The organism is Streptomyces sp. col6 (assembly GCF_008042035.1).
Classification (GTDB): Bacteria; Actinomycetota; Actinomycetes; order Streptomycetales; family Streptomycetaceae; genus Streptomyces.
The window spans coordinates 483,871-507,016 of the sequence record NZ_RDBL01000002.1 but is presented as its reverse complement, the minus strand read 5'-3'; the positions used below and the strand labels follow the sequence as shown (position 1 = coordinate 507,016).

Annotated in this window: 18 protein-coding genes and 2 pseudogenes; 7 read left to right on the top strand and 13 right to left on the bottom strand. The window is 72.7% G+C overall.

The features are described 5' to 3' along the window. Positions 1-129 precede the first annotated feature (129 nt). Both EAO73_RS02355 and EAO73_RS02350 read left to right on the top strand, forming a co-directional pair. The gene (locus EAO73_RS02355; RefSeq protein ID WP_191133902.1) at positions 130-1,281 is read left to right on the top strand and encodes a cellulase family glycosylhydrolase; all 1,152 of its coding nucleotides are present in this window, start codon (positions 130-132) and stop codon (positions 1,279-1,281) included. Positions 1,282-1,507: 226 nt separating this feature from the next. After that, the gene (locus EAO73_RS02350; RefSeq protein ID WP_147969768.1) at positions 1,508-3,376 is read left to right on the top strand and encodes a transketolase; all 1,869 of its coding nucleotides are present in this window, start codon (positions 1,508-1,510) and stop codon (positions 3,374-3,376) included. Between the two features lie 2 nt (positions 3,377-3,378). Here the strand turns inward: EAO73_RS02350 and EAO73_RS02345 are convergent, their stop codons facing one another. The 7 genes from EAO73_RS02345 to EAO73_RS02315 all read right to left on the bottom strand — a co-directional run bounded on the left by EAO73_RS02345 (position 3,379) and on the right by EAO73_RS02315 (position 10,611). Continuing rightward, the gene (locus EAO73_RS02345) at positions 3,379-3,933 is read right to left on the bottom strand and encodes a GNAT family N-acetyltransferase (RefSeq protein ID WP_147969767.1); all 555 of its coding nucleotides are present in this window, start codon (positions 3,931-3,933) and stop codon (positions 3,379-3,381) included. Between the two features lie 63 nt (positions 3,934-3,996). Further along, on the bottom strand, positions 3,997-4,236 hold the full coding sequence (locus EAO73_RS02340; RefSeq protein ID WP_147969766.1) for a LapA family protein: 240 nt from the start codon (positions 4,234-4,236) through the stop codon (positions 3,997-3,999). Positions 4,237-4,357: 121 nt separating this feature from the next. Then, the gene (locus EAO73_RS02335; protein WP_147969765.1) at positions 4,358-5,317 is read right to left on the bottom strand and encodes a S66 peptidase family protein; all 960 of its coding nucleotides are present in this window, start codon (positions 5,315-5,317) and stop codon (positions 4,358-4,360) included. Beyond that, on the bottom strand, positions 5,314-7,302 hold the full coding sequence (locus tag EAO73_RS02330; protein WP_147969764.1) for a prolyl oligopeptidase family serine peptidase: 1,989 nt from the start codon (positions 7,300-7,302) through the stop codon (positions 5,314-5,316). Before EAO73_RS02330 ends, EAO73_RS02335 begins: the two co-directional genes overlap by 4 nt. 24 nt (positions 7,303-7,326) lie before the next feature. Continuing rightward, the gene (locus tag EAO73_RS02325) at positions 7,327-8,670 is read right to left on the bottom strand and encodes a M20/M25/M40 family metallo-hydrolase (RefSeq protein WP_147969763.1); all 1,344 of its coding nucleotides are present in this window, start codon (positions 8,668-8,670) and stop codon (positions 7,327-7,329) included. Then, complete coding sequence (locus tag EAO73_RS02320; protein WP_147969762.1) at positions 8,663-9,496, bottom strand: M55 family metallopeptidase; 834 nt, start codon at positions 9,494-9,496, stop codon at positions 8,663-8,665. The genes EAO73_RS02325 and EAO73_RS02320 overlap by 8 nt, the downstream gene beginning before the upstream one ends. A gap of 113 nt (positions 9,497-9,609) precedes the next feature. Continuing rightward, a complete protein-coding gene (locus EAO73_RS02315) occupies positions 9,610-10,611 on the bottom strand; it encodes an aldo/keto reductase (protein ID WP_147969761.1) in 1,002 nt (333 codons plus the stop codon). 154 nt (positions 10,612-10,765) lie between these two features. Between EAO73_RS02315 and EAO73_RS02310 the strand changes: the two genes are divergently transcribed. After that, on the top strand, positions 10,766-11,668 hold the full coding sequence (locus EAO73_RS02310; RefSeq protein WP_147969760.1) for a LysR family transcriptional regulator: 903 nt from the start codon (positions 10,766-10,768) through the stop codon (positions 11,666-11,668). A gap of 19 nt (positions 11,669-11,687) precedes the next feature. Here EAO73_RS02310 and EAO73_RS02305 read toward each other — a convergent pair whose 3' ends face one another. Continuing rightward, on the bottom strand, positions 11,688-11,906 hold the full coding sequence (locus EAO73_RS02305) for a hypothetical protein (RefSeq protein ID WP_224756147.1): 219 nt from the start codon (positions 11,904-11,906) through the stop codon (positions 11,688-11,690). 15 nt (positions 11,907-11,921) lie between these two features. Between EAO73_RS02305 and EAO73_RS02300 the strand changes: the two are divergent. Then, positions 11,922-12,813: pseudogene (locus tag EAO73_RS02300) on the top strand (acyltransferase family protein); the annotation flags it as partial. A 53-nt stretch (positions 12,814-12,866) separates the two neighbouring features. On the opposite strand, the gene EAO73_RS02295 reads toward EAO73_RS02300, so the two are convergent. The 4 genes from EAO73_RS02295 to EAO73_RS02280 all read right to left on the bottom strand — a co-directional run bounded on the left by EAO73_RS02295 (position 12,867) and on the right by EAO73_RS02280 (position 19,369). Beyond that, the gene (locus EAO73_RS02295; RefSeq protein WP_147969759.1) at positions 12,867-13,586 is read right to left on the bottom strand and encodes a class I SAM-dependent methyltransferase; all 720 of its coding nucleotides are present in this window, start codon (positions 13,584-13,586) and stop codon (positions 12,867-12,869) included. Positions 13,587-13,680: 94 nt separating this feature from the next. After that, complete coding sequence (locus EAO73_RS02290; protein WP_147969758.1) at positions 13,681-16,122, bottom strand: SpoIIE family protein phosphatase; 2,442 nt, start codon at positions 16,120-16,122, stop codon at positions 13,681-13,683. A gap of 155 nt (positions 16,123-16,277) precedes the next feature. Continuing rightward, positions 16,278-18,740 (bottom strand): MFS transporter, encoded by a 2,463-nt coding sequence (locus tag EAO73_RS02285; RefSeq protein ID WP_147969757.1) that lies wholly within the window; start codon positions 18,738-18,740, stop codon positions 16,278-16,280. 185 nt (positions 18,741-18,925) lie between these two features. Then, entirely contained in the window at positions 18,926-19,369 is a 444-nt protein-coding gene (locus EAO73_RS02280) for an SRPBCC family protein (protein WP_147969756.1), read from the bottom strand. A 148-nt stretch (positions 19,370-19,517) separates the two neighbouring features. On the opposite strand from EAO73_RS02280, the gene EAO73_RS02275 reads away from it, so the two are divergent. From EAO73_RS02275 to EAO73_RS02265, 3 genes are all read left to right on the top strand, one after another. Then, entirely contained in the window at positions 19,518-20,564 is a 1,047-nt protein-coding gene (locus EAO73_RS02275; protein WP_147969755.1) for an Rv2578c family radical SAM protein, read from the top strand. A 116-nt stretch (positions 20,565-20,680) separates the two neighbouring features. Then, a complete protein-coding gene (locus EAO73_RS02270) occupies positions 20,681-22,264 on the top strand; it encodes an alpha/beta hydrolase (protein WP_147969754.1) in 1,584 nt (527 codons plus the stop codon). Positions 22,265-22,308: 44 nt separating this feature from the next. Next, the gene (locus tag EAO73_RS02265) at positions 22,309-22,872 is read left to right on the top strand and encodes an N-acetyltransferase family protein (RefSeq protein ID WP_412074557.1); all 564 of its coding nucleotides are present in this window, start codon (positions 22,309-22,311) and stop codon (positions 22,870-22,872) included. On the opposite strand, the pseudogene EAO73_RS02260 reads toward EAO73_RS02265, so the two are convergent. After that, positions 22,850-23,146: pseudogene (locus tag EAO73_RS02260) on the bottom strand (hypothetical protein); the annotation flags it as partial. The gene EAO73_RS02265 and the pseudogene EAO73_RS02260 sit on opposite strands and share 23 nt — an antisense overlap.

The following is a 23,146-nucleotide window of genomic DNA, read 5'->3' as shown; positions in this document are numbered from 1 at the left end:
CCGGCGCCCCAGCATCTCGCCCCGTCACCCGGCCCCAACCAGCCTGACAACGTTGTCCCGTGTGAGCGTCCGCCGGGCGGAACGGCCGTCGAACCCTGCACCCATCACCCCCTTGAACCGAGGAGAGCCATGAAGCAGCCACTCCGAAGGTCCCTGCTCGCCGCCGTGGCCGCACTGGTCACCGGTATGGCGGCCGCCCTGCTCCCGGTCCTCGGCCCCGCGTCTCCCGCCCAGGCCGCGGACACCGGCCTCCATGTCAGCGGCGGCCGTCTGTACGAGGCCAACGGAACCGAGTTCGTGATGCGCGGCGTCAACCACGCGCACGCCTGGTACCCGGAGCGGACCAGCGCCATCTCCGACATCGCCGCCAAGGGCGCCAACACCGTCCGGGTCGTCCTGGGCAGCGGCGACCGGTGGACGCGGACCAGCGCGTCCGAGGTCTCCTCGATCATCGGCCGGTGCAAGGCCGCCAAGGTCATCTGCGTCCTGGAGGTGCACGACACCACCGGCTACGGCGAGGACTCCGCCGCCACCACCCTGGACAAGGCGGCCGACTACTGGATCGGCGTCAAGAGCGCGCTGGAGGGCCAGGAGGACTACGTCGTCGTCAACATCGGCAACGAGCCCTTCGGCAACACCGGCTACGAGGGCTGGACTTCGGCGACCAAGAGCGCCATCGGCAAGCTCCGGGGCGCCGGGCTGCGGCACGCCCTGATGGTGGACGCCCCGAACTGGGGCCAGGACTGGTCCGGCACGATGCGGGACAACGCCGCTTCGGTGTTCGCCGCCGACCCGGACCGGAACACCGTCTTCTCCATCCACATGTACGGGGTCTACGACACGGCCACCGAGGTGCAGGACTACCTGAACCACTTCGTCAACAACCACCTGCCCCTCGTGGTCGGTGAGTTCGGGAACATGCACAGCGACGGGAACCCCGACGAGGACGCGATCATGGCCACGGCCCAGTCCCTGCGGGTGGGATACCTCGGATGGTCGTGGAGCGGCAACGGCAGCGGGATCGAATACCTCGACCTGGTCAACGGCTTCGATCCGAACTCGCTGACCAGCTGGGGCGACCGCCTGTTCAACGGCGGCAACGGCATCGTCGCCACCTCCGTGCGCGCCACGGTCTACGGAGGCGGTTCGACCGGCGGCACCGGCACCGCCCCGAACGGCTACCCGTACTGCGTCAGCGCCTCGTCCGACCCCGACGGTGACGGCTGGGGCTGGGAGAACAGCCGCTCCTGCGTCGTGCGCGGGAGCTCGGCCGACCGCTGACCCGTACCGCTGGAGCCCTTCCGTCTGGCGTGCGGCACGCGCCGGACGCAAGGGCTCCAGCCGACTCGCCGCCCCGGTCACACACCGTGACGTTTCCCCGGGGACGCGTGTCCACGAGGACCGCCTCCCCGGCGCAAAGGGGGCAACCTGCGCCCGGAAGGTGATGGACCGGACGGATTCGGGAACCCGTTCCGTCATCCGACTCCCTACGAAAGGTCCGGCCCCCATGACCACCGAACAGGCCACCACACTCGGCCCCGACAGCGACCTGACCGAGGTCTTCGAGCTCGCCCAGCAGCTGCGGGTGGACTCGGTGCGCGCCAGTACCTCGGCCGGCTCCGGGCACCCCACCTCCAGCCTGTCCGCGGCCGATCTGATGGCCGTCCTCATGACCCGCCATCTGCGCTACGACTGGAACGCCCCCGACAATCCGGCTGGCGATCACCTCGTCTTCTCCAAGGGCCATGCCTCGCCGCTCCTGTACGCCATGTTCAAGGCGGCCGGTGCCATCGGCGACGAGGAGCTGATGACCACGTACCGCCGCTTCGGACACCGGCTTCAGGGCCACCCGACACCGGAGCTGCCCTGGGTGGACGTGGCCACCGGCTCACTGGGGCAGGGCATCGCCTACGGCGTCGGCATCGCGCTCGCCGGGCGGGACCTGGAGAAGCAGCCGTACCGGGTGTGGGTGCTGTGCGGCGACAGCGAGATGGCCGAGGGGTCCGTGTGGGAGGCCCTGGACAAGGCCGGCCAGCACAAGCTGGGCAACTTCACCGCGATCATCGACGTCAACCGCCTCGGGCAGTCCGGCCCCACCGAGCTGCAGTGGGACACCGACACCTACGCGCGCCGCGTCGAGGCGTTCGGCTGCCGTGCCCTCGTCGTCGACGGCCACGACCTGACCGCGATCGACCGCGCGATGAAGACCGCCGCCGACGGCACCGCACCCACCGTGATCGTGGCGAAGACCGTCAAGGGGTGCGGGGTGAGCGAGGTCGCCGACAAGGAAGGCTGGCACGGCAAGCCTCTGCCCGAGGACCTGGCCGAGCGGGCGGTGGAGGAGCTGGGCGGCGACCGCGATCTGCGGGTGGAGGGCCCCAGGCCCCCGAAGGCGGAGCCCGCCCCCGCGCGCACCGGCGCCACCGTGGAGCTGCCGCGCTTCGAGAAGGGCGACGAGATCGCCACCCGGGTCGCTTTCGGCAAGGCGCTGGTCGCCCTGGGCGTGCGGCCCGACGTCGTCGCCCTGGACGCGGAGGTCGGCAACTCCACGCACTCCGAGGACTTCAAGAAGGCGTACCCCGACCGCTTCTTCCAGACGTACATCGCGGAACAGCAGATGATCGCCGAGGCCGTCGGCATGGCCGTGCGCGGCTTCCGTCCGTACGCCACCACGTTCGCCGCGTTCCTCACCCGGGCGCACGACTTCATCCGCATGGCCGCCGTCTCGGACATCACGATGGCGCTGTGTGGCACCCACAGCGGGGTGGAGATCGGCGCGGACGGCCCCTCCCAGATGGGCGTCGAGGACCTGGCCATGATGCGCGCGGTGCGCGGCTCGACCGTGCTCTACCCGAGCGACGCCACCTCGGCGGCGGCCCTGACCGTGGCGATGGCCGACATCGACGGCATCTCGTACCTGCGCACCACGCGCGGCGCCTACCCGGTGCTCTACGGGAGCGAGGAGACGTTCCCCGTAGGCGGCTCCAAGACCCTGCGCCACGGCGACGACGACCAGGTCACCCTGGTCGGCGCCGGTGTCACGCTGCACGAGTGCCTGGCCGCGGCCGAGCTGCTGGCCGAGCGGGGCGTACGGGCCCGGGTCATCGACCTCTACTCGGTCAAGCCGCTCGACGCCGACGCGCTGGCCCGCGCGGCGCGCGAGACCGGGGCCCTCGTCGTCGTCGAGGACCACCACCCCGAGGGCGGGATCGGCGAGGCGGTGCTGTCCTCGCTCGCGGAGTCCGGCAGCCACCCGGCCTTCGTCCACCTCGCCGGGAATAACCTCCCCGGTTCCGGCACCACGGGCGAGCTGCTCGACGCCGCCGGGATCTCCCGCACGCACATCGCGGAGGCGGCACAGCGGCTGGTCAAGTAGCGTCAGCGCATCTCGGCGGTGATCGCCCAGCGTTCGTGGTCCCGCCACGCGCCGTCGATGTGGAGGAAGTCCGGCGAATAGCCTTCGAGACGGAAGCCCGCCCGGCGCACGAGCGCGATCGAACCCTCGTTGTCCGGCTGGATGTTGGCTTCAAGACGGTGCAGACCGAGCGGGCCGAAGGCGTGGTCCAGGACGAGGCCCAGCCCCTCGCTCATGAGACCGCGCCCGGTCGCGTGGGCGAAGCCGCCGTAGCCGAGCGCGCCGCAGCGGAAGGCACCGGCGACGATGTTGTTGATGTTGATGAACCCGGCGATCGCGCCGTCGCCGGGTCCGCCCGCCGGGCCTCGCTCGCACACGAGGAAACCCGCTCGCGCCGGGTCGTCGATGAGTGCGCCCGCATAGGCGGCGTAGGCGTCGGGAGTGGTGGGCGGGAACAGCCAGGGCCGGTGCAGCGCGATGCTCTCCCGGGCCCGGGTGGTGAACTCGTCGGCGTCGCCGAGGGTGAAGGGGCGGATCGCGGTGCGCGATCCCTCGGCCGGATAGCGGGTGTCGGACATCGCCCCAGCGTAGAACGGCCGTGGGTCCAGGGCTTGACCGCCCTGGACCCACGGCCGTCGCCGCTACTTGGGCCGCCTGCGGAAGACGTACGCGCCGCAGGCCATGCCCGCCACGAACATCACGACCAGCCACACGTAGAGCGGCGCGGTGACCAGCGGGACGATGAGACGGACCTTGACATCCTGGGTGTTCTCGGCGATGAACACGACCGAGAGCACCGCGATGACGAGGACTAGGATGCGGCCCGGGGTGAAGGCCCCGCTGCCGCTCTTCCCGCTGCTCGACACGTCCTTCGGGCTCATGAGCAGCCCCTTTCCCGGCCCTGAACGGCCGTCGCCCCGGGGCTCCAGGATGGCGCCGCCCCCGTCCCCGGCAGCACAGATGTACGGCCATTCGGGTGACGGGGGCCGGGTCGGCAGCAGGTCAGACCAGTGCGGGCACCTCGATCGTGAGGGTGGCCGGGCCGCCGTCCGCCGGGGCGTCGAGCACCGCCGCCACCCCGAGCGGGATCGTGAGCCCGGTGGGCCCGTGCCCGAAGCCCAGCTCCTCGACGACCGGGACGCCCAGCCCGCCGAGCCGGTCCGCCAGGACCGCCCGCACCTTCTCGTACGGTCCGCACCCCGCCCAGGACCCGCAGGCCACCCCGGCGACGCCGTCCAGCGCCCCGGCCCGCAGCAGCTGGGTGAGGATGCGGTCGAGGCTGTACGGGTCCTCGGTGGTGTCCTCGATGACGAGCAGCCCGCCCCGGGCCGAGGCGCGGCCGTGCGGGGTGCCCAGGTCGGCGGCGAGCAGGCTGACACAGCCGCCGTACGTGATGCCGCGCGCCCGGCCCGGCACCAGCGCCCGCGCCTCCTCCAGGCCCAGGGTCAGCTGCGTCTCCGGCGCGAAGAGGGTGGCGCGCAGCGACTCCTGGGTGCGCGGGTCCTTGAGAAACGTCTCGGTGCCCACCATGGGCCCGTGCAGTGTGGTGAACCCGGTCCGCAGCGCGAACGCCTCGTGGAGCACGGTGACATCGCTGTAGCCGACGAACGCCTTGGGGCCGGCCGCCCGCACCGCCGCCCAGTCCACCAGGTCCACCATGCGGTGTGCCCCGTAGCCGCCGCGCGCGCAGATCACCGCGTCCACGGACGGGTCGCACCAGGCGTCCCGGAAGTCCCGGGCCCGCGCCTCGTCCGCACCGGCGAGGTAGTCCAACTGCCGGTGCACATCGAGGACATGGGGCATCGGCACGGGGTCCAGGCCCCAGCCGCGCAGGATGTCGAGACCGGGTTCCAGCCGTTCGGCGGGCACGGGTCCGCTCGGGGAGACGACGGCGACCCTGGCCCCGGGGCGCAGCCGGGCGGGTCGGGTCAGCGGGGCGAGGGGCGACGGGGGGAGGGTCACTTCTTCAGCTCCAGCGGCGGCACGTCGGACCGCTCGAAGCCGAACACCTGGGCGTAAAGGGAGAGTTCGGACTCGACCGCGTCGATCATGGTGTCGGCGCGGCGGAAGCCGTGGCCCTCGCCCGGGTAGGTGCGGTACGCGTGCGGGATGCCGCGCCCCTCGACGGCGGCGAGGAAGCGTTCGCACTGCACGGGCGGGCAGATGGGGTCGTCCTCGCCCTGGAGCAGCAGGAACGGCACGGTGAGCCGGTCGGTGCGGGTGACCGGGGAGCGTTCGCGGTAGCGCTCGGGGACCTCGGCGAGGGGACCGACCAGCGACTCCAGGTACTGGGACTCGAAGTCGTGGGTCTCGTCGGTGCCCCAGCCGGCGAGGTCGAGGATGGGGTAGATGACGGTGCCGCAGGCGTAGACGTCGGTGCCGGTCAGGGACGCTGCGCTGGTCCAGCCGCCGGCGCTGCCGCCCCGGATGGCCAGCCGTCCGGGATCGGCGGTGCCCTCGGCGGCGAGCGCCCCGGCGACGGCGGCGCAGTCCTCCACGTCGACGACGCCCCACTGCTCGCGCAGCCGGTTTCGGTAGTCGCGGCCGTATCCGGCGGAGCCGCCGTAGTTGACCTCGGCGACGCCGATGCCGCGTGAGGTGAAGTAGGCGATCTCCAGGTCCAGGACGAGCGCGGCATGGCCGGTGGGCCCGCCATGCGCCCACACCACGTAGGGGGGCGACTCGCCGTCGGGGCCGGTGTGTCCGGGATTGCGCGGCGGGTAGACCTGGGCGTGGATCTCGCGCCCGCCGGGCCCGGTGAAGGTGCGGACGACGGGCTGCGGGTAGTACGCGGGGTCGACCGCGTCCTCGTGCGGGGCGCCGATGATCCGGGTGTGCCCGGTCGCGGTGTCCAGCTCCACGATCTCGTACGCGCTGTGCGGGCTCGCGGCGACGCCGATGACCTGGCTGCCGCGCACGGTGAGGGTGGCGGCCCACTCGGTCCAGGGTCCGGCGACATCGACGAGGTCGCCGGTCTCCGGGTCGAGGATGCCGAGGGTGGTGGTGCCCTTGCCGTGGACGGTGGCGATCAGCCCGTTCTCCAGCGGCCGGAACCAGGCGAGCCCGATCTTCCACAGCGGTCCGGCGAACTCCTCCTCCCTGGGGCAGAGTTCCTCGGTGGCGCCGCTGTCAGGGTCCAGGCGGTACAGGTTCCACCAGCCGCTGCGGTCGCTCGCGAGGAGCAGCCGCCCGTCGGGGGCCCACTGGATCTGCGGTACGGATTCGTCCGGGCCTCCCGCGAGGGTGCGGACGTCGTGGAAGGTGCCGTCGTCCCCGATCGCGGCGACCAGGACCTCGGTGCCGTCCCAGGGCATGCGCGGGTGGTCCCAGCCGATCCACGCGGCGCGGCGTCCGTCGGGCGAGACCTCGGGCGCGGTGACGAACCGGTGCCGCTCGTCGGTGAGTTCGCGTACGGCGGTACGGTCCTCGGCCGCCGATCCGTCCAGCGGTACGGCGGCGAGGACGCGGCGCAGTTCGGTGGGCGCGTCGCCGGTGAACTCCTCCAGGACGCACCAGACCTCGCCCGCCGGGCCCCGGCCGGGGTGCGGGCGAGGGTCGGCCCAGCGCAGTCCGCCGCCGGCGGAGGAGACGGGGGTGAGGGGCCACGGTGCGCGGTCGCCGTCGGGTTCGTACGCGTACAGCCGCTGGTCGTCGAAGTGGACGAAGACGATCAGCGGGCCGCCCTGCGTGCGTGCGGTGCCGGCCCAGGGCTGTCCGCCGTACTCGATGACGCGGCTGCGGGCGTTCCAGGGTGCGGGCAGTTCGGTGGTGGTGCCGTCGGCGGCCCGGCGGACGAGGGCGCGCCGGCCGGCTTCGGCGGGGCGCGGTTCGGTCCACCACAGCTCGTCGCCGACCGCGCCCGCGTACTCGGGGCGGCCGTCGTGGGAGGCGGCCAGGGCCGCGTCGATGGGCGAGGGCCAGCTGCCGTAGGACTGTGTGGATGGCATGGGTGTCGGTCTCCCCCGAGTGGTTCAGGCGGTGCGCAGGTAGTGGTCCAGGACCCGGACGCCGAAGTGCAGCGCGTCGACGGGGACGCGCTCGTCCACGCCGTGGAAGAGGGCCTGGTAGTCGAAGCCGACGGGCAGCTTCAGCGGCGAGAAACCGTAGCCGGTGATACCGAGCCGGGAGAACTGCTTGGCGTCGGTGCCTCCGGACATGCAGTACGGCACGACGTGCCCGTCCGGGTCGAACCGCTCGATGGCGGCGCGGAGTTTGGCGTACGTGGGCGAGTCGACGGGGGCCTGGAGGGCGACCTCGCGGTGGGCGAACTCCCAGTCGACCGCGGGGCCGGTGAGCCGGTCGAGGGTGGCGCGGAACTCCTCGTCGCCGCCGGGGACGGTCCGGCCGTCGATGTGGGCGGTGGCGTGCCCCGGGATGACGTTGACCTTGTAACCGGCCTCCAGCATCGTCGGGTTGGAGCTGTTGCGGACGGTCGGGGCGACGAGGTCGGCGGCCGGTCCCATCTTGCCGAGGAGTTCGTCGACGTCGAAGCCGGGGGCGTCGAGGTCGGGGTGGATGCCGTGGAGTGCGGCGATCTCGATCAGCGCGGCACGGACCGTCGGGGTGAGCCGGACGGGCCACTCGTACTCACCGATGCGGGCGACGGCCGCCGAGAGCGCGCTGACGGCGTTGGCGCGGTTGACCTTGGAGCCGTGGCCGGCCTTGCCGTGGGCGGTGAGCTTCAGCCAGCCGGTGCCTCGCTCGCCGGCGCCGATGGGGTAGAGCGGCAGGTTCGGCCCGGCGTGGAAGGTGAAGGCGCCGGACTCGCTGATGCCCTCCGTACAGCCGTCGAAGAGGCCGGCGTGCCGGTCGGCGAGGAAGCCGGAGCCGTCCTCGGCGCTGGCCTCCTCGTCGGCGGTGTACGCGATGACGATGTCGCGGCGGGGGCGGATGCCGGCGCGGGCCCAAAACCGGACGACGGCGAGGACCATCGCGTCCATGTTCTTCATGTCGATGGCGCCGCGCCCCCAGACGGTGCCGTCGCGCACCTCGCCGGAGAAGGGGTGCACGGTCCAGTCGGCGGCCTCGGCGGGCACGACGTCCAGGTGGCCGTGGACCAGGAGCGCGGGCGCGGCCGGGTCGGTGCCGGGAATCCGGGCGACCACGTTGGTACGGCCGGGGGTGCGTTCCAGGAGCGCGGGTTCGAGGCCGGTGGCGGCGAGGCGCTCGGCGACGTACTCGGCGGCGGGCCGTTCGCGGCAGTCGCCACCGCCCCGGTTGGTGGTGTCGATGCGGATCAGTTCGGAGGTGAACGTCACCGATTCGTCGAGCGCGAGGGCGTCGACGGAGTCCTGGGGGGCGGTCGCCTCAGCCATACTGTTCCTCCACGGCGGACGAGACGATCGTCGTCACCGCCTTGAACGTGCGGATACCTTCGTACATCGTCGCGCTGGTGTAGGAGACCCGCCTCTCGCCGCTCGGCGCGACCCCGGGGACGACGGTGGCCGCCGCGGCCAGGTGTTCGGCGTCGAACTCCAGCTCCACGGTGAAGGGCCCGCCCTCCACCGGTGTGTACCGGCCGGCCAGGGAGACGGCCCCGGCCGCGGCGGCCCGGATGTCGGCGGCGGTCCGGGCGGGGGTGCGGCAGACGGCGGCGTAACGCGACACGTAGTCCTTGACGGCGACCTTCCGCGCGTCGGGGGCGTACCCCTCGGCGTCCACGCAGGTCAGGTCGTCCCCGGTGACGAGGACGACGGGCACGCCGTACTCGGCGGCGACATGGGCGTTGAGCAGGCCCTCGCTCGCCCGTACCCCGTTCAGCCAGACGCCGGTGATGGAGTTGGCGAGGTAGGTGTGGGCCAGGACGCCTTCCGTGCCGGCGCCGGTGTGGTAGCCGACGAAGGCGACCGCGTCGACGTCACCGTGCTGGATGCCCTCCACCATGCTCAGCGACTTGTGCTTGCCGGTGAGCATCTGGACGCGCTCGTCCATGTGCTCCAGCAGCAGGTTGCGCATGGTCCAGTGGGCCTCGTTGATCAGCACCTCGTCCGCTCCCCCGTCGAAGAAGCCGAGGGCGGCGGCGTTGACGTCGGAGGTGAACAGGGAGCGGCACCGCTCCCACTGCGACGTGCCGGGCAGCACGTCGGCCGGCCAGGTCACGCCGGTGGCGCCTTCCATGTCGGCGCTGACGAGGATCTTCATGCGGCCACACGGTACGCGTCGATGAACGCGCAGGCCAGGGGTGCCGGACACGCCACAGGTCCATTCCAATGACACCCCCGGCGGCCGGTGCGGGCCGCCGGGGGCACCGGCCGTCAGCCGCGCTTGGCACCCTTCAGCAGCTTCTCGATGCGGGCGAGTTCCTTGTCGGTGAAGTCCAGGTTGCGGACCGTCTCGACGTTGTTCTCCAGCTGGGCGACGCTGCTCGCGCCGACCACGGCGGAGGTGACGCGCCCGCCGCGCAGCACCCAGGCCAGGGCGAGCTGGGCGAGCGACTGGCCACGCGCGGCGGCGAGTTCGTTCAGTTCGCGGAGCCGGGAGACGAGGTTCGGGGTGACCGCCTCGGCCGACAGGAAGGGGCTGCTGCCCGCGGCGCGGGAGCCCTCCGGGATGCCGTCCAGGTAGCGGTCGGAGAGGATGCCCTGCTCCAGCGGGGAGTAGGCGATGGAGCCGACGCCCAGCTCGTCCAGGGCGGTGAGCAGTCCGTCCTCGGGCCGGCGGTCGAGCATCGAGTAGCGCGGCTGGTGGATGAGGAGCGGGGTGCCGAGGTCCTTCAGGATGCGGGCGGCCTCGCGGGTCTGCTCGGGTGAGTAGTTGGAGACACCCACGTAGAGCGCCTTGCCCTGCCGTACGGCCGCGTCGAGCGCGCCCATGGTCTCTTCGAGCGGGGTCTCGGGGTCCGGCCGGTGGGAGTAGAAGATGTCGACGTAGTCCAGGCCGAGCCGGCCGAGGCTCTGGTCGAGCGAGGACAGCAGGTTCTTGCGCGAACCCCACTCGCCGTACGGGCCGTCCCACATCAGGTAGCCGGCCTTGGTGGAGACGATGATCTCGTCCCGGTGGGCGGCGAAGTCCGTGGCGAGCGCCCGGCCCATCGCGGTCTCGGCGGAGCCGGGCGGCGGGCCGTAGTTGTTGGCCAGGTCGAAGTGGGTGATCCCGAGGTCGAAGGCGCGGCGCAGGATCTCGCCCTGGGTCTGCGGTGTCCGGTCCCCGCCGAAGTTGTGCCACAGGCCGAGCGAGAGGGCGGGCAGCTTCAGGCCGCTGCGCCCGGTGCGCCGGTAGGGCATGTTCTCGTAGCGGTCGGCGGACGGGATGTACATGCGGGCTCCACGGGAGAGACGTTCCGGTTCGCCGGACGGTGTGCCGGTCCGGCTCGGCCCGGACGGGATCCGGGCACCGCTCCAGGCTCGCTCACTTCGATCCAGCAGTCCAACAGGAGATTCCGCTTGGATTCAGGGCCTAGAGTTCTCAATCATGGAGTTGCGTCAGCTTGAACATTTCGTGGCCGTCGCCGAGGAACGGCATTTCACCCGGGCGGCGGAGCGGGTCGCCGTCTCGCAGTCCGGTCTGTCCGCCTCCGTACGGGCGCTGGAGCAGGAGCTGCGGACCCCGCTGTTCAGCCGGACCACGCGCAGCGTACGGCTGACCGAGGCGGGGCGCGCCCTGCTGGTCGAGGCGGAACGCACGCTGGCCGGGGTGCGGGCCGCGAAGGAGGCCGTCGACGCGGTACGGGGTCTGCTGCGCGGGACCCTGTCGGTGGGGGTGGAGCAGTGTGTGGCCGGGCTGCGGCTGCCGCGGTTGCTCGCCGCCTTCCGGCACGCCCATCCGCACATGGAGATCCGGCTGCGCCAGGAGGGCACGGCGAAGCTGGTGGACGGGGTGGCGGGCGGCCGGCTGGACATCGCGTTCGCCGCGACGGTGGACCCGGCGGGCTGGCGCGGCGAGCTGGTCCCGCTGGCCCGGGAGCCCATGGTGCTGCTGTGCGCGCCGGGCCACCGGCTGGCGGCGGCGGACCGGCCGGACTGGGCGGAGCTGGCCGGTGAGCCGTTCATCGACTTCCACCCGGACTTCGGTCCGCGCCGCGCGGCCGACGCGGCGTTCACGGCGGCCGGGGTGCGCCGCACGGTGGCCCTGGAGGTGACCGACGTCCACAGCCTGCTGGAGCTGGTCCAGGAGCAGCTGGGCATCGCGCTCGTGCCGCACCACTTCTCGCGCAAGCCCGAGGCGCGGGGGCTGGCGGCGGTGCGGCCCGCCGGTGCGCGGGAGGCGTACTACGAGAGCGCCGCGGTCCTTCCCGAGGCGCGGGCGATGAGCCCGGGGGCACGGGCCCTGATGGCGCTGATGCGGGAGGACGACGGGCGCCGGGACCTGTCGTGAGGAAGGTTCCGGGCGGCGGTCAGCCGCTGAGCGCCTCGGCGAACGCCCCGTCCCGCTGGGTCACGCCGCTGCAGGTGTCGTTGGCCCGCGACGGGTCCTCGCCGTCGGTGCACGCCCGGTCCCGGAAGGACGCCCACATCGACAGGGCGCCCACGCCGTTGCGGTGGGCGAAGGCGCGCAGGGATGTGGCGTCGGCGAGGGTGAAGGTCTCCCCCGCCACGTCGTTGACGCCGATCATCGCGGTGATGTGCAGGCCGGGTCGCTGATGGCGCGGTCCCTGGAGCGGCCGGCCCGGCAGGTGGTCCGGGGGCGGCTGCGCCGGCTGCTGATCCCGCTGTGGGTGTTCGGCCTGGTCCTGGGTGCGGCGATGCTGCTGCACGGCTGGGTCCCGGGCGCGGACGTCCTGTACTGGGTGCTGCCGGCCGGTGATCCGCCGGGTGACGCGTGGGGCGAGCAGGCCTGGGCGGTGCTCTGGATACCTGCGCGCGTATCTGTGGTTCGTCCTGCTGTCACCGGTGCTGCTGCGGGTCTTCCGGCTCGCCCCGCTCCCGGTGCTGGCGCTCTCCCTCGTGCCCGTCCTGGTGCTGACCGGGCTGGGCGGGGGGCCGGACGGGCGGCTGGGGAGCGCGCTGAGCGACGGGGCGGTGTTCCTGGTCTGCTGGCTGCTCGGCTTCGCCCACCGCGACGGGGTCCTGGACCGGATCCCCCAGGGGCGGGTCCTCGCCGTCGCGCCCGTCCTGCTGGCGGCCGGCGGCTGGTGGGCGTTGAGCCACCGGCCCGACGGCTCGTACGACCTCGACGACATTCCGCTCGCCCAGGCCCTGTGGTCGGCCGGCTTCGTCCTGCTGCTCCTGCGGTTCCGGCCGGACGTGGGGTGGCTCGCGCACCGGCCGGTGTGGGACCGGGTGATGCGGGTGTTCAACGCCCGCGCGGTGACAGTGTACCTGTGGCACGAGGTCGCGCTGATGCTGAGCGTCGTGGTCATCGACCTGATGTGGCAGGTACCGGCCTTCGAGAGGTATCTGCCGCTCGACAGCACCTGGTTCCAGTTCGGTGTCGCCTGGGTGCTCGTCGCGGCCGCCGTGCTGCTCCTCGGGTGGGTCGAGGACGTCGCGGCGAGGCGCCGTCCCCGGCTGCTGCCGTGACGGACGGACCGGCCCCGGGCGCGTGTGCGCGCGGGGCCGGTCCATGCCCCGGGTCAGCCGGCGGCCAGCACGAACCACCTCGCCGGGAGGTCGATCCGGGTGCCGTCGGGCAGGTTCTCGGTCTGCGGCAGGACCGTGTCGCCGCTGTCCAGGACGGTCAGCCCGGCGGCACTCAGGAGCTGGAGGACCTCCTCGTCGGTGGCGCTCGCCGGCTTGAGCCCGTGTGCGAAGACCCGGCGCAGCTTCGGCCCCGGCCCGTCCGGCCCCTGCGAGGCGCGTTGCAGCACGTCCTTGGAGGCGGGGGTCAGCTCGGCGACGAAGGCCCGGCCGCGTGCGCCCAGCAGCGTGGCCACGGCGGCGGCGATGGCCGGCCGGGCCTCGGGGTCGCTCTGGTGGATCACGGCCCGCATGTAGACGTTGGTGTCCCCGACGCGGTCGCGCAGGGCGCGCACGGCGTCGGTGTAGGTGAGGTCCACGCTTTCGAACTCGGCGACCTGTCCGGTGTCCGCCTTCCGGGCGTGCTCGATCGCCGCGTGGGACAGGTCCACCCCGATCGCGCGGGGGAAGAGGGTCGCGAGGTGCCGGGTCTGCGTGCCGTTGCCGCAGCCGAGGTCGACGACGGGCAGTGTGGCATCGGCGTACGGCAGGAGCAGCCGGCTGTGCGGCACGGCGCTCAGCCCCGGCTCCGCGTCCCAGATGGCCTCGCCGGGTTCGTCCGACGTGGCCGCCCAGTACCCTTCCCACGCCTCGCGGTATTGCTGTGACACACCCATGCGTACTCCCAAGTCCCTTGGTGCAGGCTCTTCTTGCTCAGCCAGGGACTACTGCCCAGAGGTGTCCCGGGGCAAGGGTGCGGACACAAACTCCTCAGCGACGACGGCTGTTGGCCCGGGGTCGGGGAACGCGGGAGAGGGCGAGTTCGAACCAGACGGTCTTGCCGCGCGCGGTGCCGCTGGTGCCCCACTCCTTGGCGAGGCTGCTCACCACCATCAGACCTCGGCCGAACTCGTCGCTCTCGGAGACCCCGAGGAGCGAGGCAGGGGCGGGCTCGTCGTCGCTGACCTCGCACAGCAGCGCGTCGGTGCGGACCAGACGGAGCCCGATGTGGTGGGTGCGCCCGTGCTTGAACGCGTTGGTCACCAGCTCGCTGACCATCAATTCGGCCGCCTCCACGGCGTCGGGCAGCTCCCAGTCGAGCAGCTGGCCGCGCACCAGGCGACGGGCCCGGGACACCTCGCGCGGGTCGAGCGCCAACTGCCATTCCGCGACGTCCTCGTCCGCGATGCCGTTGAGCCGGGCCATCAGCAGGGCGACGTCGTCCTTGCGCCCACCGCCGGTGTTCAGGGCGCGGATGATGGTGTCGCAGGCGTCGTCCATCGACGCGGCGGGATGGGCGGCGGAGGCGCAGAGCGCGGCGAGCCCGGCCCCGATGTCCTGGCCGCGCACCTCCACCAGGCCGTCCGTGCACAGGACGAGACGGTCGCCGGGGCGCACCCGCACGGTCGCGGTCTCGAAGGCGACGCCACCGACTCCGATGGGCGCCCCGGTCGGCAGGTCGAGCAATTCGGCCCGGCCGTCCTCGGCCCGGACCAGGACCGGCGGGATGTGGCCCGCGTTGGCGATCTGGAGCTCGCCCGCGATGGGGTCGTACACCGCGTAGAGGCAGGTCGCGAGGTACTGCTCGCCGAGGCGCTGGGCCAGGTCGTCGAGGTTGCGCAGCAGCTGGGCCGGCGGCATCTCCATGGTGGCCATGGTCAGCACGGCGGTCCGCAACTGCCCCATCATCGCTGCGGAGTTGAGCCCGTGCCCCATCACGTCGCCGACGACCAGCGCGGTGCGCGAGCCGGGGAGCTTCACCGAGTCGAACCAGTCGCCGCCGATCCGGCCGAGCCGGGTGCCCGGCAGATAGCGGGTGGCGATGTCGCAACCGGCCATACGGGGCTCGACGTTGGGCAGCATGCTGTCCTGGAGCGTATCGGCGACGTTCTCCTGGTACGTGTACATGCGGGCGTTGTCGAGGACGAGCCCGGCCCGCGCGGCGAGTTCGGCGCCGGTGGTGCGGTCCATGTCGTCGAAGGGCTCACGGCCGGGGCGGCGCATCAGGACCATGAAGCCGAGGACCACGTCGCGGGCCTTGAGCGGGACGATGAGCAGGGAGCGGTGCGTGATCAGGGGGCGCAGGTCGCGCTTCTCGAACTCGCCCGAGATCCGGTTGCTCAACTCCTCGCTGACGTACGGGACGACGACCGGTTCCCCGGTGACCATGCACTGGAAGAACGGGGTGTGCTCCGGGAAGGCGATGGCCTCGCCGACGGGCACGGTGTCGTCCCAGCGGCCCGGTTCGTCGTTGTGCTCGACCCAGACGCGGTGCCAGACGGTGGTGACGTCGGGCGGTCCGTCGGGGAAGCCCTCACCGGCGAGGACGGCGGCGCGCAGATGCGTACCCGCGAAGTCGGTGAAGCGGGGCACGGCGGCGCTGGTGACCTCGCGGATGGTGCGTTCGAGGTCGAGGGAGGTGCCGATGCGGCCGCTCACCTCGTTGAGGAATTCCAGCCGCTCGCGGACCGCCGCGTACTCGAGGTCCAGCTCGGGGCGGGGCGCGGCGCGCTGCGGGACCACCCTCGCGTCCTCGCCGTGCCACTCCTCGCGCGCCGGCGGCACTCCGGCGCGCTTGGGCACGCCCCAGTCCGGGGTGACGGGGATGCGGTCGTGGTGACTGAACTCCAGGATGGGATAGCCCAGTTCGAGGACCTGGCCGACGATCCTGGTGGCCTCCTGGACGCTCATGTTCGGCAGGATCTCCGGCAGCCGCGCGGACAGCTCCACGTGGCCGGGGAAGTCGGTGTGCCGGGCGAAGCCGGGGGCGACCGTACGGGCCGTGCCGTCCTCGCCGTCCGCCGCGTCCCGCAGGTGGGCGCGGTCGGCGGCGAGCACCAGCAGCTGTTCCGGTCCGGGGCCGACGAGCGGGTAGGCCCACCACAGCACGTCGATCCGGCCGCGCCCGGGTTCGTCGAGGCGGGCACAGCCCGCCGCCGGGTAGTCGAAGTCCCCGCTGAGCGAGCCGTCCAGCGTCGGCCCCTGCCCGTCGTACGCCCCGTCGCCTCCGGCCAGCACACCCGATACGGGGAGGAGTTCACCGGCCGGGCAGCCCACCGCGTCCTCACGGGCGACGCCGAAGAGCTTTCTCGCACCGGTCGACCAGTGCGAGACGCGTCCCTCCGTGTCGACGACGGCCACGGCGAGCGGCACGCGGCCCGCCGCGGCGTCACGCTGCTGTGGTGCCCTCTGCGGCGGCACACCGAGGTCCATGAGGGGAAGGCTCCTTCCTCACCGCGACATGCCGCGGCGCGTGACTCCACGGTACGGGGCCGCGACCGGCGTCCGCGGGTCATCGGCGGAATCACCCCCGGGGGTGGTGCGCCTGGCGCACCGGAGGGCGCACCACCCCCGCGCGGCCCGGGTGTTCAGTCCTCGTGCCCGAGCTGGAGGTCCCGTTCGGTGCGTCCGCCGCCCGCGACCTGGAGGACGGTGGCGACGGGCGGGTAGCCGGCCGCGATCACCGTGTACTCGCCGGTGGACAGGTCGACGAACCGGAACGCGCCGTCGGGGCCGGTGGTCACGGTGTCGACCACGTTGCCCGCCGCGTCCAGGAGCGTGACGCGGGCGTCCTCGACGGGCCGCCCGGCCGTGGCCCGGACGATGCCGCGCAGCACGGCGCCGCCGGCCAGCTCGATGTCCTGCCGGGTCTCCCTGGCCGCCTGCACGCTGACCGGGAGCGCGGCGGGCCGGAACGCCGGGGCCGAGGCGGCGAGGGTGTACTCGCCGGCGACCAGCTCCGTGATCACGTAGCCGCCCTCGCGGCCGCTGCGCGTGGAGGCGACGACCTCGCCGCGCACGTCGGTCAGGGTGACGGCCGCGTCCCGTACGGGCACACCGTCCGCCGTCACGACGGTGCCCGCGAGCCGGCCCGCGCCGCCGAGCACCACGTCCAGTTCGACGGGGCGTTCGCCGACGGTGACGCTGACGGCCTGCGGCTGGTGGCCACCGGCGGCGGCGATGAGGACGTACGAACCGGCGCCCGGCACGCTGAGCGCGTACCGGCCCTCCTCGCCGCTGGCGCCCCGGCCGACCTGCTGGCCCTGGACGTCGATGAGGGTGAGGGCGGCGCGCGGGACCTTCGTGCCGTCGGAGTGCTGGACGCTGCCGGAGACCGGGACGCCGGAGAGGTATCCGGCGGACGGGGCGGCGGGGTCGGTGCGGGCGGAGGGGATCGGGGTGTATTCGGTGGTGGTCTCGGGTCCTGCGGTGGTTTCGGGGCTGTGGGACACCAGCGGTTTCTCCTTGAGGAAGAAGGCGAAGAACAGGCCGAGCACGAGGACCGGCACGAGGTAGAGGAAGATCCGGGGCATCGCGTCGGCGTACGCCTGGATGTAGGCGTCCCGCAGCGCGGGCTCCATCGCGTGCACCAGCTGCGGGGTGATCGACTCCGGGTCGGGGAGATCCGCGCCGGAGGGCAGCCGGACGACGAGCGCGTCGGCCAGCCGCCCGGCGAACAGAGTGCCGAAGACGGCGGCGCCGACGCTGCCGCCGATCTGCCGGAAGTAGTTGTTGGCGCTGGTGGCGGTGCCGAGGTCGGCCGGCCGTACGGAGTTCTGCACGGCGAGGACCAGCACCGGCATGATCAGCCCGATCCCGAGGCCGAGGACCGCCTGCGCGATGCTGTACTCGAAGCGCGGGGTGTCGGTCTCCAGCCGGGACAGCAGCCACATGCCCACCGCCGAGATCGCGCTGCCCGCGATCGGGTAGACGCGGTAGCGCCCGGTGCGGGAGATGAGCTGGCCCGAGACGACGGAGGCCCCGACGATGCCGCCCATCATGGGGAGCATCAGCAGGCCGGACTCTGTGGCGGTGGCCCCGTCGACCATCTGGAGGAAGGTCGGCAGATAGCTGGCCGCTCCGAACAGCGCGACGCCGACGACCGCGCCGACCAGGGCGGTCACGTTGAAGATCGAGTCGCGGAACAGCCGCAGCGGGATGATCGGCTCGGGGGCGCGGCGCTCGACGAGGACGAACAGCAGAGTCGTTCCGGCAGCTCCGGCGCCGAGGCCCAGGATGGTGCCCGAGCCCCAGGCGTACTCCGTGCCGCCCCAGCTGGTCAGCAGCACCAGGCAGGTGGAGGCGGCGGCGAGGAGCGCGGCGCCGAGGATGTCGAGCCGGGGCCGCACCGTGGGCCGGGGCAGCTTGAGCACGACGGTGATCACAGCGAGGGTGACCAGGCCGAACGGCACATTGATGTAGAAGCACCAGCGCCAGGAGGCGTGGTCGGTGAAGAAGCCGCCGAGCAGCGGGCCGGCCACCGAGGCGAGGCCGAACGCGGCGCCGATGAGTCCCATGAACCGGCCGCGCTCACGGGGCGGGACCACGTCCGCGATGATCGCCTGCACCCCGATCATCAGCCCGCCGCCGCCGACGCCCTGGAGCGCCCGGAAGGCGATCAGCTGGTCCATCGTGCGGGACCAGCCGGCCAGTGCCGAGCCGACGACGAAGACGACGATCGCGAACTGGAAGACGCCCTTGCGCCCGAAGAGGTCGCCGAGCTTGCCGTAGACCGGCAGTCCGATGGTGGAGGCGAGCAGATAGGCGGTGACCGCCCAGGACATCTTCTCCAGGCCGTGCAGCTCACCGACGATCTTCGGGAGCGCGGTGGCCACGATCATCTGGTCGAGCGCCGCGAGCAGGAGCGTGAGCATCAGCCCGACGAAGACCAGCCGGATGCGGCGGGGGTCCGTCGCGGTCCCGCCGTCCGGCTCGCCGGCGGCCGTCTCCTTCGCGGCGGGCGGTGGTGGGGGCGGGGCGGTCGCGAGCGTCGCCTCGGCGTCCCCCGGGCCGCCCGGCTCGTCCTCCAACAGTGTGATGCCACCCACCACGTGCCGCTCCCCTCGTTGCGCTGCCGCACATTTCTCGCATCGCGCGACAAGTGAGGGCAAACGCGACGGGGGGCGCCGGCGGCGCACTCAGGGGGCGTATCCCCCGGTGGGAGGCACTACGGCGCACAACCGCCCGGCCGCAAAGACCACCCGAACCGGTGAGGCCGGGTGGGGCGGACGAAGGGTCAGTTCTCGACCTCGGCGGCGAGGTTCGCCAGCAGTTCGTCGTAGATGCGGCCGAGGCCCTTGGGCGCGAAGGTCCGCTCGAAGAAGCCGCCGATGCCCCCGGCGCCGTCCCAGACGGTCGTGACGACGGCCGTGGACCTGCCCTCGCCGGCGGGGGTGACGGTCCAGGTCGTGACCATCGAGGAGTTGCGGTCCTTCTCCACGAGCTGCCCGTCGGTCGGCTCGGTGACCTCCAGGAGGCAGTCGCGCACCCGCTTGCTGGTGGCCTGGAGCTTCCAGTGGACGAGGGTGCCCTCGCCGTCGCCGCCCTCGCGCACCTCGTACTCGCTGAAGTGGGCGGGCAGCACCTTGCCCCGGACGTCCTTGTAGTCGGCCAGCGCGTCGAACACCGCCTCCGCGTCCGCCGCGATGGTCCGCTCCGTCGTGGCTTCGACCTGCGCCATGGCTGTTCCTCCAGCACTCGGTTGTTCGGGGTGTGCTGAGCCAATCACCTCGCGTGTCCCGCTCAAAATCCGGGCCGGGACGAAGGGTAAAAAACGATCATGGGAACAAGTGTTCTATTCTCGGTCCAGAACTACCGAGGAGGCGTCCATGCGCTGGGACAATCTGGCCGAGAACAACGCCAATACCCCCACAAGCGGTGCGGGTGCGCTCTTCGCCGCGGACGCGGTGACGACGCGCACCTTCGACACCCCTGAATTCCGCGGCATCACCTTCCACGAGGTCCGGGCCCGTTCGATCGTGAACCGGGTGCCCGGGGCCTCCCGGATGCCGTTCGAATGGACGGTGAACCCGTACCGGGGCTGCTCGCACGCGTGCGTGTACTGCTTCGCCCGCAAGACCCACAGCTATCTCGACCTCGACACCGGACTCGGCTTCGACTCGCAGATCGTCGTCAAGGTCAACGCCCCCGAACTGGTCCGCCGCGAGATCGCCTCGCCGCGCTGGCACGGGGCGCACATCGCGATGGGCACCAACGTCGACTGCTACCAGCGGGCGGAGGGCCGCTACCGGCTGATGCCCGGCATCCTGACCGCCCTGCGCGACCACGCGAACCCGTTCTCGATCCTGACGAAGGGCACGCTGATCCTGCGCGACCTGGAGCTGCTGCGGCAGGCCGCCGAGATCACCGAGGTCGGCGTCTCGGTCTCGGTGGGCTTCGTCGACCCCGAGCTGTGGCGGACCGTGGAGCCGGGCACACCCTCGCCCGAGCGCCGGCTCGACGCCGTACGGAAGCTGAGCGAGGCCGGCATCGGGTGCGGGGTGCTGATGGCACCCGTCATCCCCCATCTCGGCGACAGCCCCGAGCAGCTGCGGGCCACCGTCCGCGCGATCGCCGCCGCCGGCGCCACCTCGGTGACCCCGCTCGTGCTGCATCTGCGCCCCGGCGCCCGCGAGTGGTTCATGGAGTGGCTGGGCCGCCACCACCCGCACCTCGTACGGCGCTACGAGCGGCTGTACGCGGACGGCGCCTACGCGCCGACCTGGTATCAGCGGCGCATCACCCGGTACGTGCACGAGTTGGCGGCCGAGTACGGCATCGGGCCCTCGCACCGGGGCACGGCGCGCAAGCTCCCCCGGCGCGAGACACATCCGCCGCTCGACGGTTCGGAGCCCACCCAGCTGACCCTGCTCTGAGCGGTCGCGCAAACGGGTCATCTCTCACCACAACGGGTCCTTCCGGCGCCGATTGCGGGGAACATGCGGCGGGGGCTGCGTCACCCGCAGCCGTGTTCCCCATCACGGGAGGCCCTATGACGAACCGTCCAGTCATGCTGCTCGCCGCCGGGGCGACGGTCGCCGGTCTGGTGACCGCCGCACCGGCCGCGGCGGACACCGCGACACCGCGTGCCGCACCGCTCGCCTGGAAGGACTGCGGGACGAAGTCGTCCCCCACGCTCCAGTGCGCGACGGTGCGCGCACCCCTCGACCACGACGACCCGGCGGGCCGTCAGGTCACCCTGGCGCTGACCCGCGTGCCGCACACCTCGAAGACCTTCCAGGGACCGCTGCTCGTGAACCCGGGCGGCCCCGGCGGCAGCGGCCTCTCGATGGCCCCGTTCGTCGCCGCGTCGCTGCCGAAGGCGGTCGCCTCGCAGTACGACGTGATCGGTTTTGACCCGCGCGGCGTCGGGAAGAGCCGGCCCGCCCTGGACTGCGTGCCCGGGTACTTCGACCCGGTCCGGCCCGACCCGGTGCCGCAGTCCCTCGGGGGCGAGCGGGTCAACCGCAACCGCGCCCGTGACTTCGCGGCCGCCTGCGGCGAGAAGTACCCGGACCTGCTCCCGTACATGGACACGGTGAGCGCGGCCAAGGACCTGGACGTGATCCGGCGCGCGACCGGCTCGCGGCAGCTCAACTACTTCGGTTACTCCTACGGCACCTACCTCGGCGCGGTGTACGCCAAGCTGTTCCCGGACCGCGTCCGGCGCCTCGTGCTCGACTCGAACGTGGACCCCGAGGGCGTCTGGTACGAGGACAACCTGACCCAGGACTACGCGTTCGACGCCCGGCACAAGGCATTCGCCGCGTGGGTCGCCAAGTACGACGCCAGTTACCACCTGGGCAGCGACCCGGCGAAGGTCGAGGCCGCCTGGTACCGGATGCGGGACGCGGTGAAGAAGCGTCCGGCGGGCAAGAAGGTCGGCGCGGGCGAGCTGGACGACACGTTCCTGCCGGGTGGCTACTACAACGGCTACTGGCCGGTCCTGGCCGAGGCGTTCGCCGCCTACGTCAACGACAAGGACGCGAAGCCGCTCGTCGCGGCATTCGAACGGTTCGGCGCGGTGGACGCGGACGGCGACAACGGCTACTCGGTCTACACGGCCGTGCAGTGCCGGGACGCCTCCTGGCCGCGCGACTGGAACACCTGGCGCAACGACACCTGGCGGGTGCACGCGAAGGCGCCCTTCATGGCCTGGGGCAACACCTGGTACAACGCTCCGTGCGCCGACTGGCCGGTGGAGCCGCTGAATCCGGTACGGGTGTCCAACCACGCCCTGCCCCCGGTGCTCCTCTTCCAGGCGACGGACGACGCGGCCACCCCGTACGAGGGCGGAGTGACCCTCCACCGCAAGCTGCGCGGCTCCCGCCTGGTCGTCGAGCAGGGCGGCGCCAACCACGGCGTCACCCTGAGCGGCAACGCCTGCCTGGACCGCTACCTGACGGACTACCTCGCCACGGGCACCGTCCCCCGCGCCGGCCGCGGCGACGCGGACGCGGTCTGCGCGAAGACCCCCGACCCGAAACCGGAAACCGCCAAGTCGGCCCGCCCGGCGGCGCGTCCGGACGGCGACCGGGGCAGCGTGCTGCACGGCCTGCTGGGATTCCGGGGCTGAGAAAAGTCAGTGCCTTCCCCGGGGGCGTGCGCGAGGATGGCCGAGTGATCGATCGACCGGCCCCCGCGCACGCCCCCGCTCCGCATGTCCGCGACATGACGCTCTGGGACTGCGAGGCCGTCGCGACGGTCCGGGTACGCGGCTGGCAGAGCGCCTACGCGGGGCTGATGCCGCAGGCCCACCTGGACGCGATGGACATCGCCGAGGACGCGGCACTCCGGCGCCGCCATCTGGCCTCGCGGAACGGCGTCGTCAACGTGGTCGCCGAGCGGCCTGGCGCCGGCGTCGTCGGCTGGGCGGCCCTCGGCCCGTACCGCGAGGACGGACGCCGGCTCGAACGCGGGGAGCTGTACGCGATCTACGTCCTCCCGGAACAGACCGGGACGGGCGTGGGCCGGGCCCTGATGACCGAGGTGCTCACGCGCGCCGCCGCGGCCGGGTATCCGGACCTCGCCCTGTGGGTGCTGAAGGAGAACGCCCCGGCCCGCCGCTTCTACGAGCGCGCGGGCTTCCACGCGGACGGGGCCGAGGAGCCCTTCGACGTGGACGGCGCCGCGGTGCCGGAGGTGCGGTACGTGCGCACCCTCACCCCGCCGGCAGCCGGCTGAGTGCATCCCGGGCCGCGTCCGCCAGCCGGGGCCGGGGCAGGGCCGCCTCCAGGACCGGGCGGGCGGCGGCGTCTCCCAGGGATCCCAGGCCCTCGACGCACGCCAGGGCGACCCGCCAGTGCGGTTCGTCCGGGCCGAGCAGCCGGGACAGGGTGGTGACCAGCGCGGGGGCGGACTCCGGGGCGCGCAGGGTGGTGAGGAGGCGGCCCTGCCCCGGCCCCGGCTGGCGGACGCGGCCCGGGATGCACTCAGCCGGCTGCCGGCGGGGTGAGGG

Excerpts from the sequence above, each read along its gene's own strand:
- EAO73_RS02295 (WP_147969759.1), bottom strand. The coding sequence starts at position 13,586 with ATGGGTGTGTCACAGCAATACCGCGAGGCGTGGGAAGGGTACTGGGCG.
- EAO73_RS02280 (WP_147969756.1), bottom strand. The coding sequence starts at position 19,369 with ATGGCGCAGGTCGAAGCCACGACGGAGCGGACCATCGCGGCGGACGCG.
- EAO73_RS02345 (WP_147969767.1), bottom strand. The coding sequence starts at position 3,933 with ATGTCCGACACCCGCTATCCGGCCGAGGGATCGCGCACCGCGATCCGC.
- EAO73_RS02325 (WP_147969763.1), bottom strand. The coding sequence starts at position 8,670 with ATGGCTGAGGCGACCGCCCCCCAGGACTCCGTCGACGCCCTCGCGCTC.
- EAO73_RS02290 (WP_147969758.1), bottom strand. The coding sequence starts at position 16,122 with ATGGACCTCGGTGTGCCGCCGCAGAGGGCACCACAGCAGCGTGACGCC.
- EAO73_RS02330 (WP_147969764.1), bottom strand. The coding sequence starts at position 7,302 with ATGCCATCCACACAGTCCTACGGCAGCTGGCCCTCGCCCATCGACGCG.
- EAO73_RS02315 (WP_147969761.1), bottom strand. The coding sequence starts at position 10,611 with ATGTACATCCCGTCCGCCGACCGCTACGAGAACATGCCCTACCGGCGC.
- EAO73_RS02305 (WP_224756147.1), bottom strand. The coding sequence starts at position 11,906 with ATGATCGGCGTCAACGACGTGGCGGGGGAGACCTTCACCCTCGCCGAC.
- EAO73_RS02310 (WP_147969760.1), top strand. The coding sequence starts at position 10,766 with ATGGAGTTGCGTCAGCTTGAACATTTCGTGGCCGTCGCCGAGGAACGG.
- EAO73_RS02340 (WP_147969766.1), bottom strand. The coding sequence starts at position 4,236 with ATGAGCCCGAAGGACGTGTCGAGCAGCGGGAAGAGCGGCAGCGGGGCC.
- EAO73_RS02270 (WP_147969754.1), top strand. The coding sequence starts at position 20,681 with ATGACGAACCGTCCAGTCATGCTGCTCGCCGCCGGGGCGACGGTCGCC.
- EAO73_RS02320 (WP_147969762.1), bottom strand. The coding sequence starts at position 9,496 with ATGAAGATCCTCGTCAGCGCCGACATGGAAGGCGCCACCGGCGTGACC.
- EAO73_RS02355 (WP_191133902.1), top strand. The coding sequence starts at position 130 with ATGAAGCAGCCACTCCGAAGGTCCCTGCTCGCCGCCGTGGCCGCACTG.
- EAO73_RS02275 (WP_147969755.1), top strand. The coding sequence starts at position 19,518 with ATGCGCTGGGACAATCTGGCCGAGAACAACGCCAATACCCCCACAAGC.
- EAO73_RS02350 (WP_147969768.1), top strand. The coding sequence starts at position 1,508 with ATGACCACCGAACAGGCCACCACACTCGGCCCCGACAGCGACCTGACC.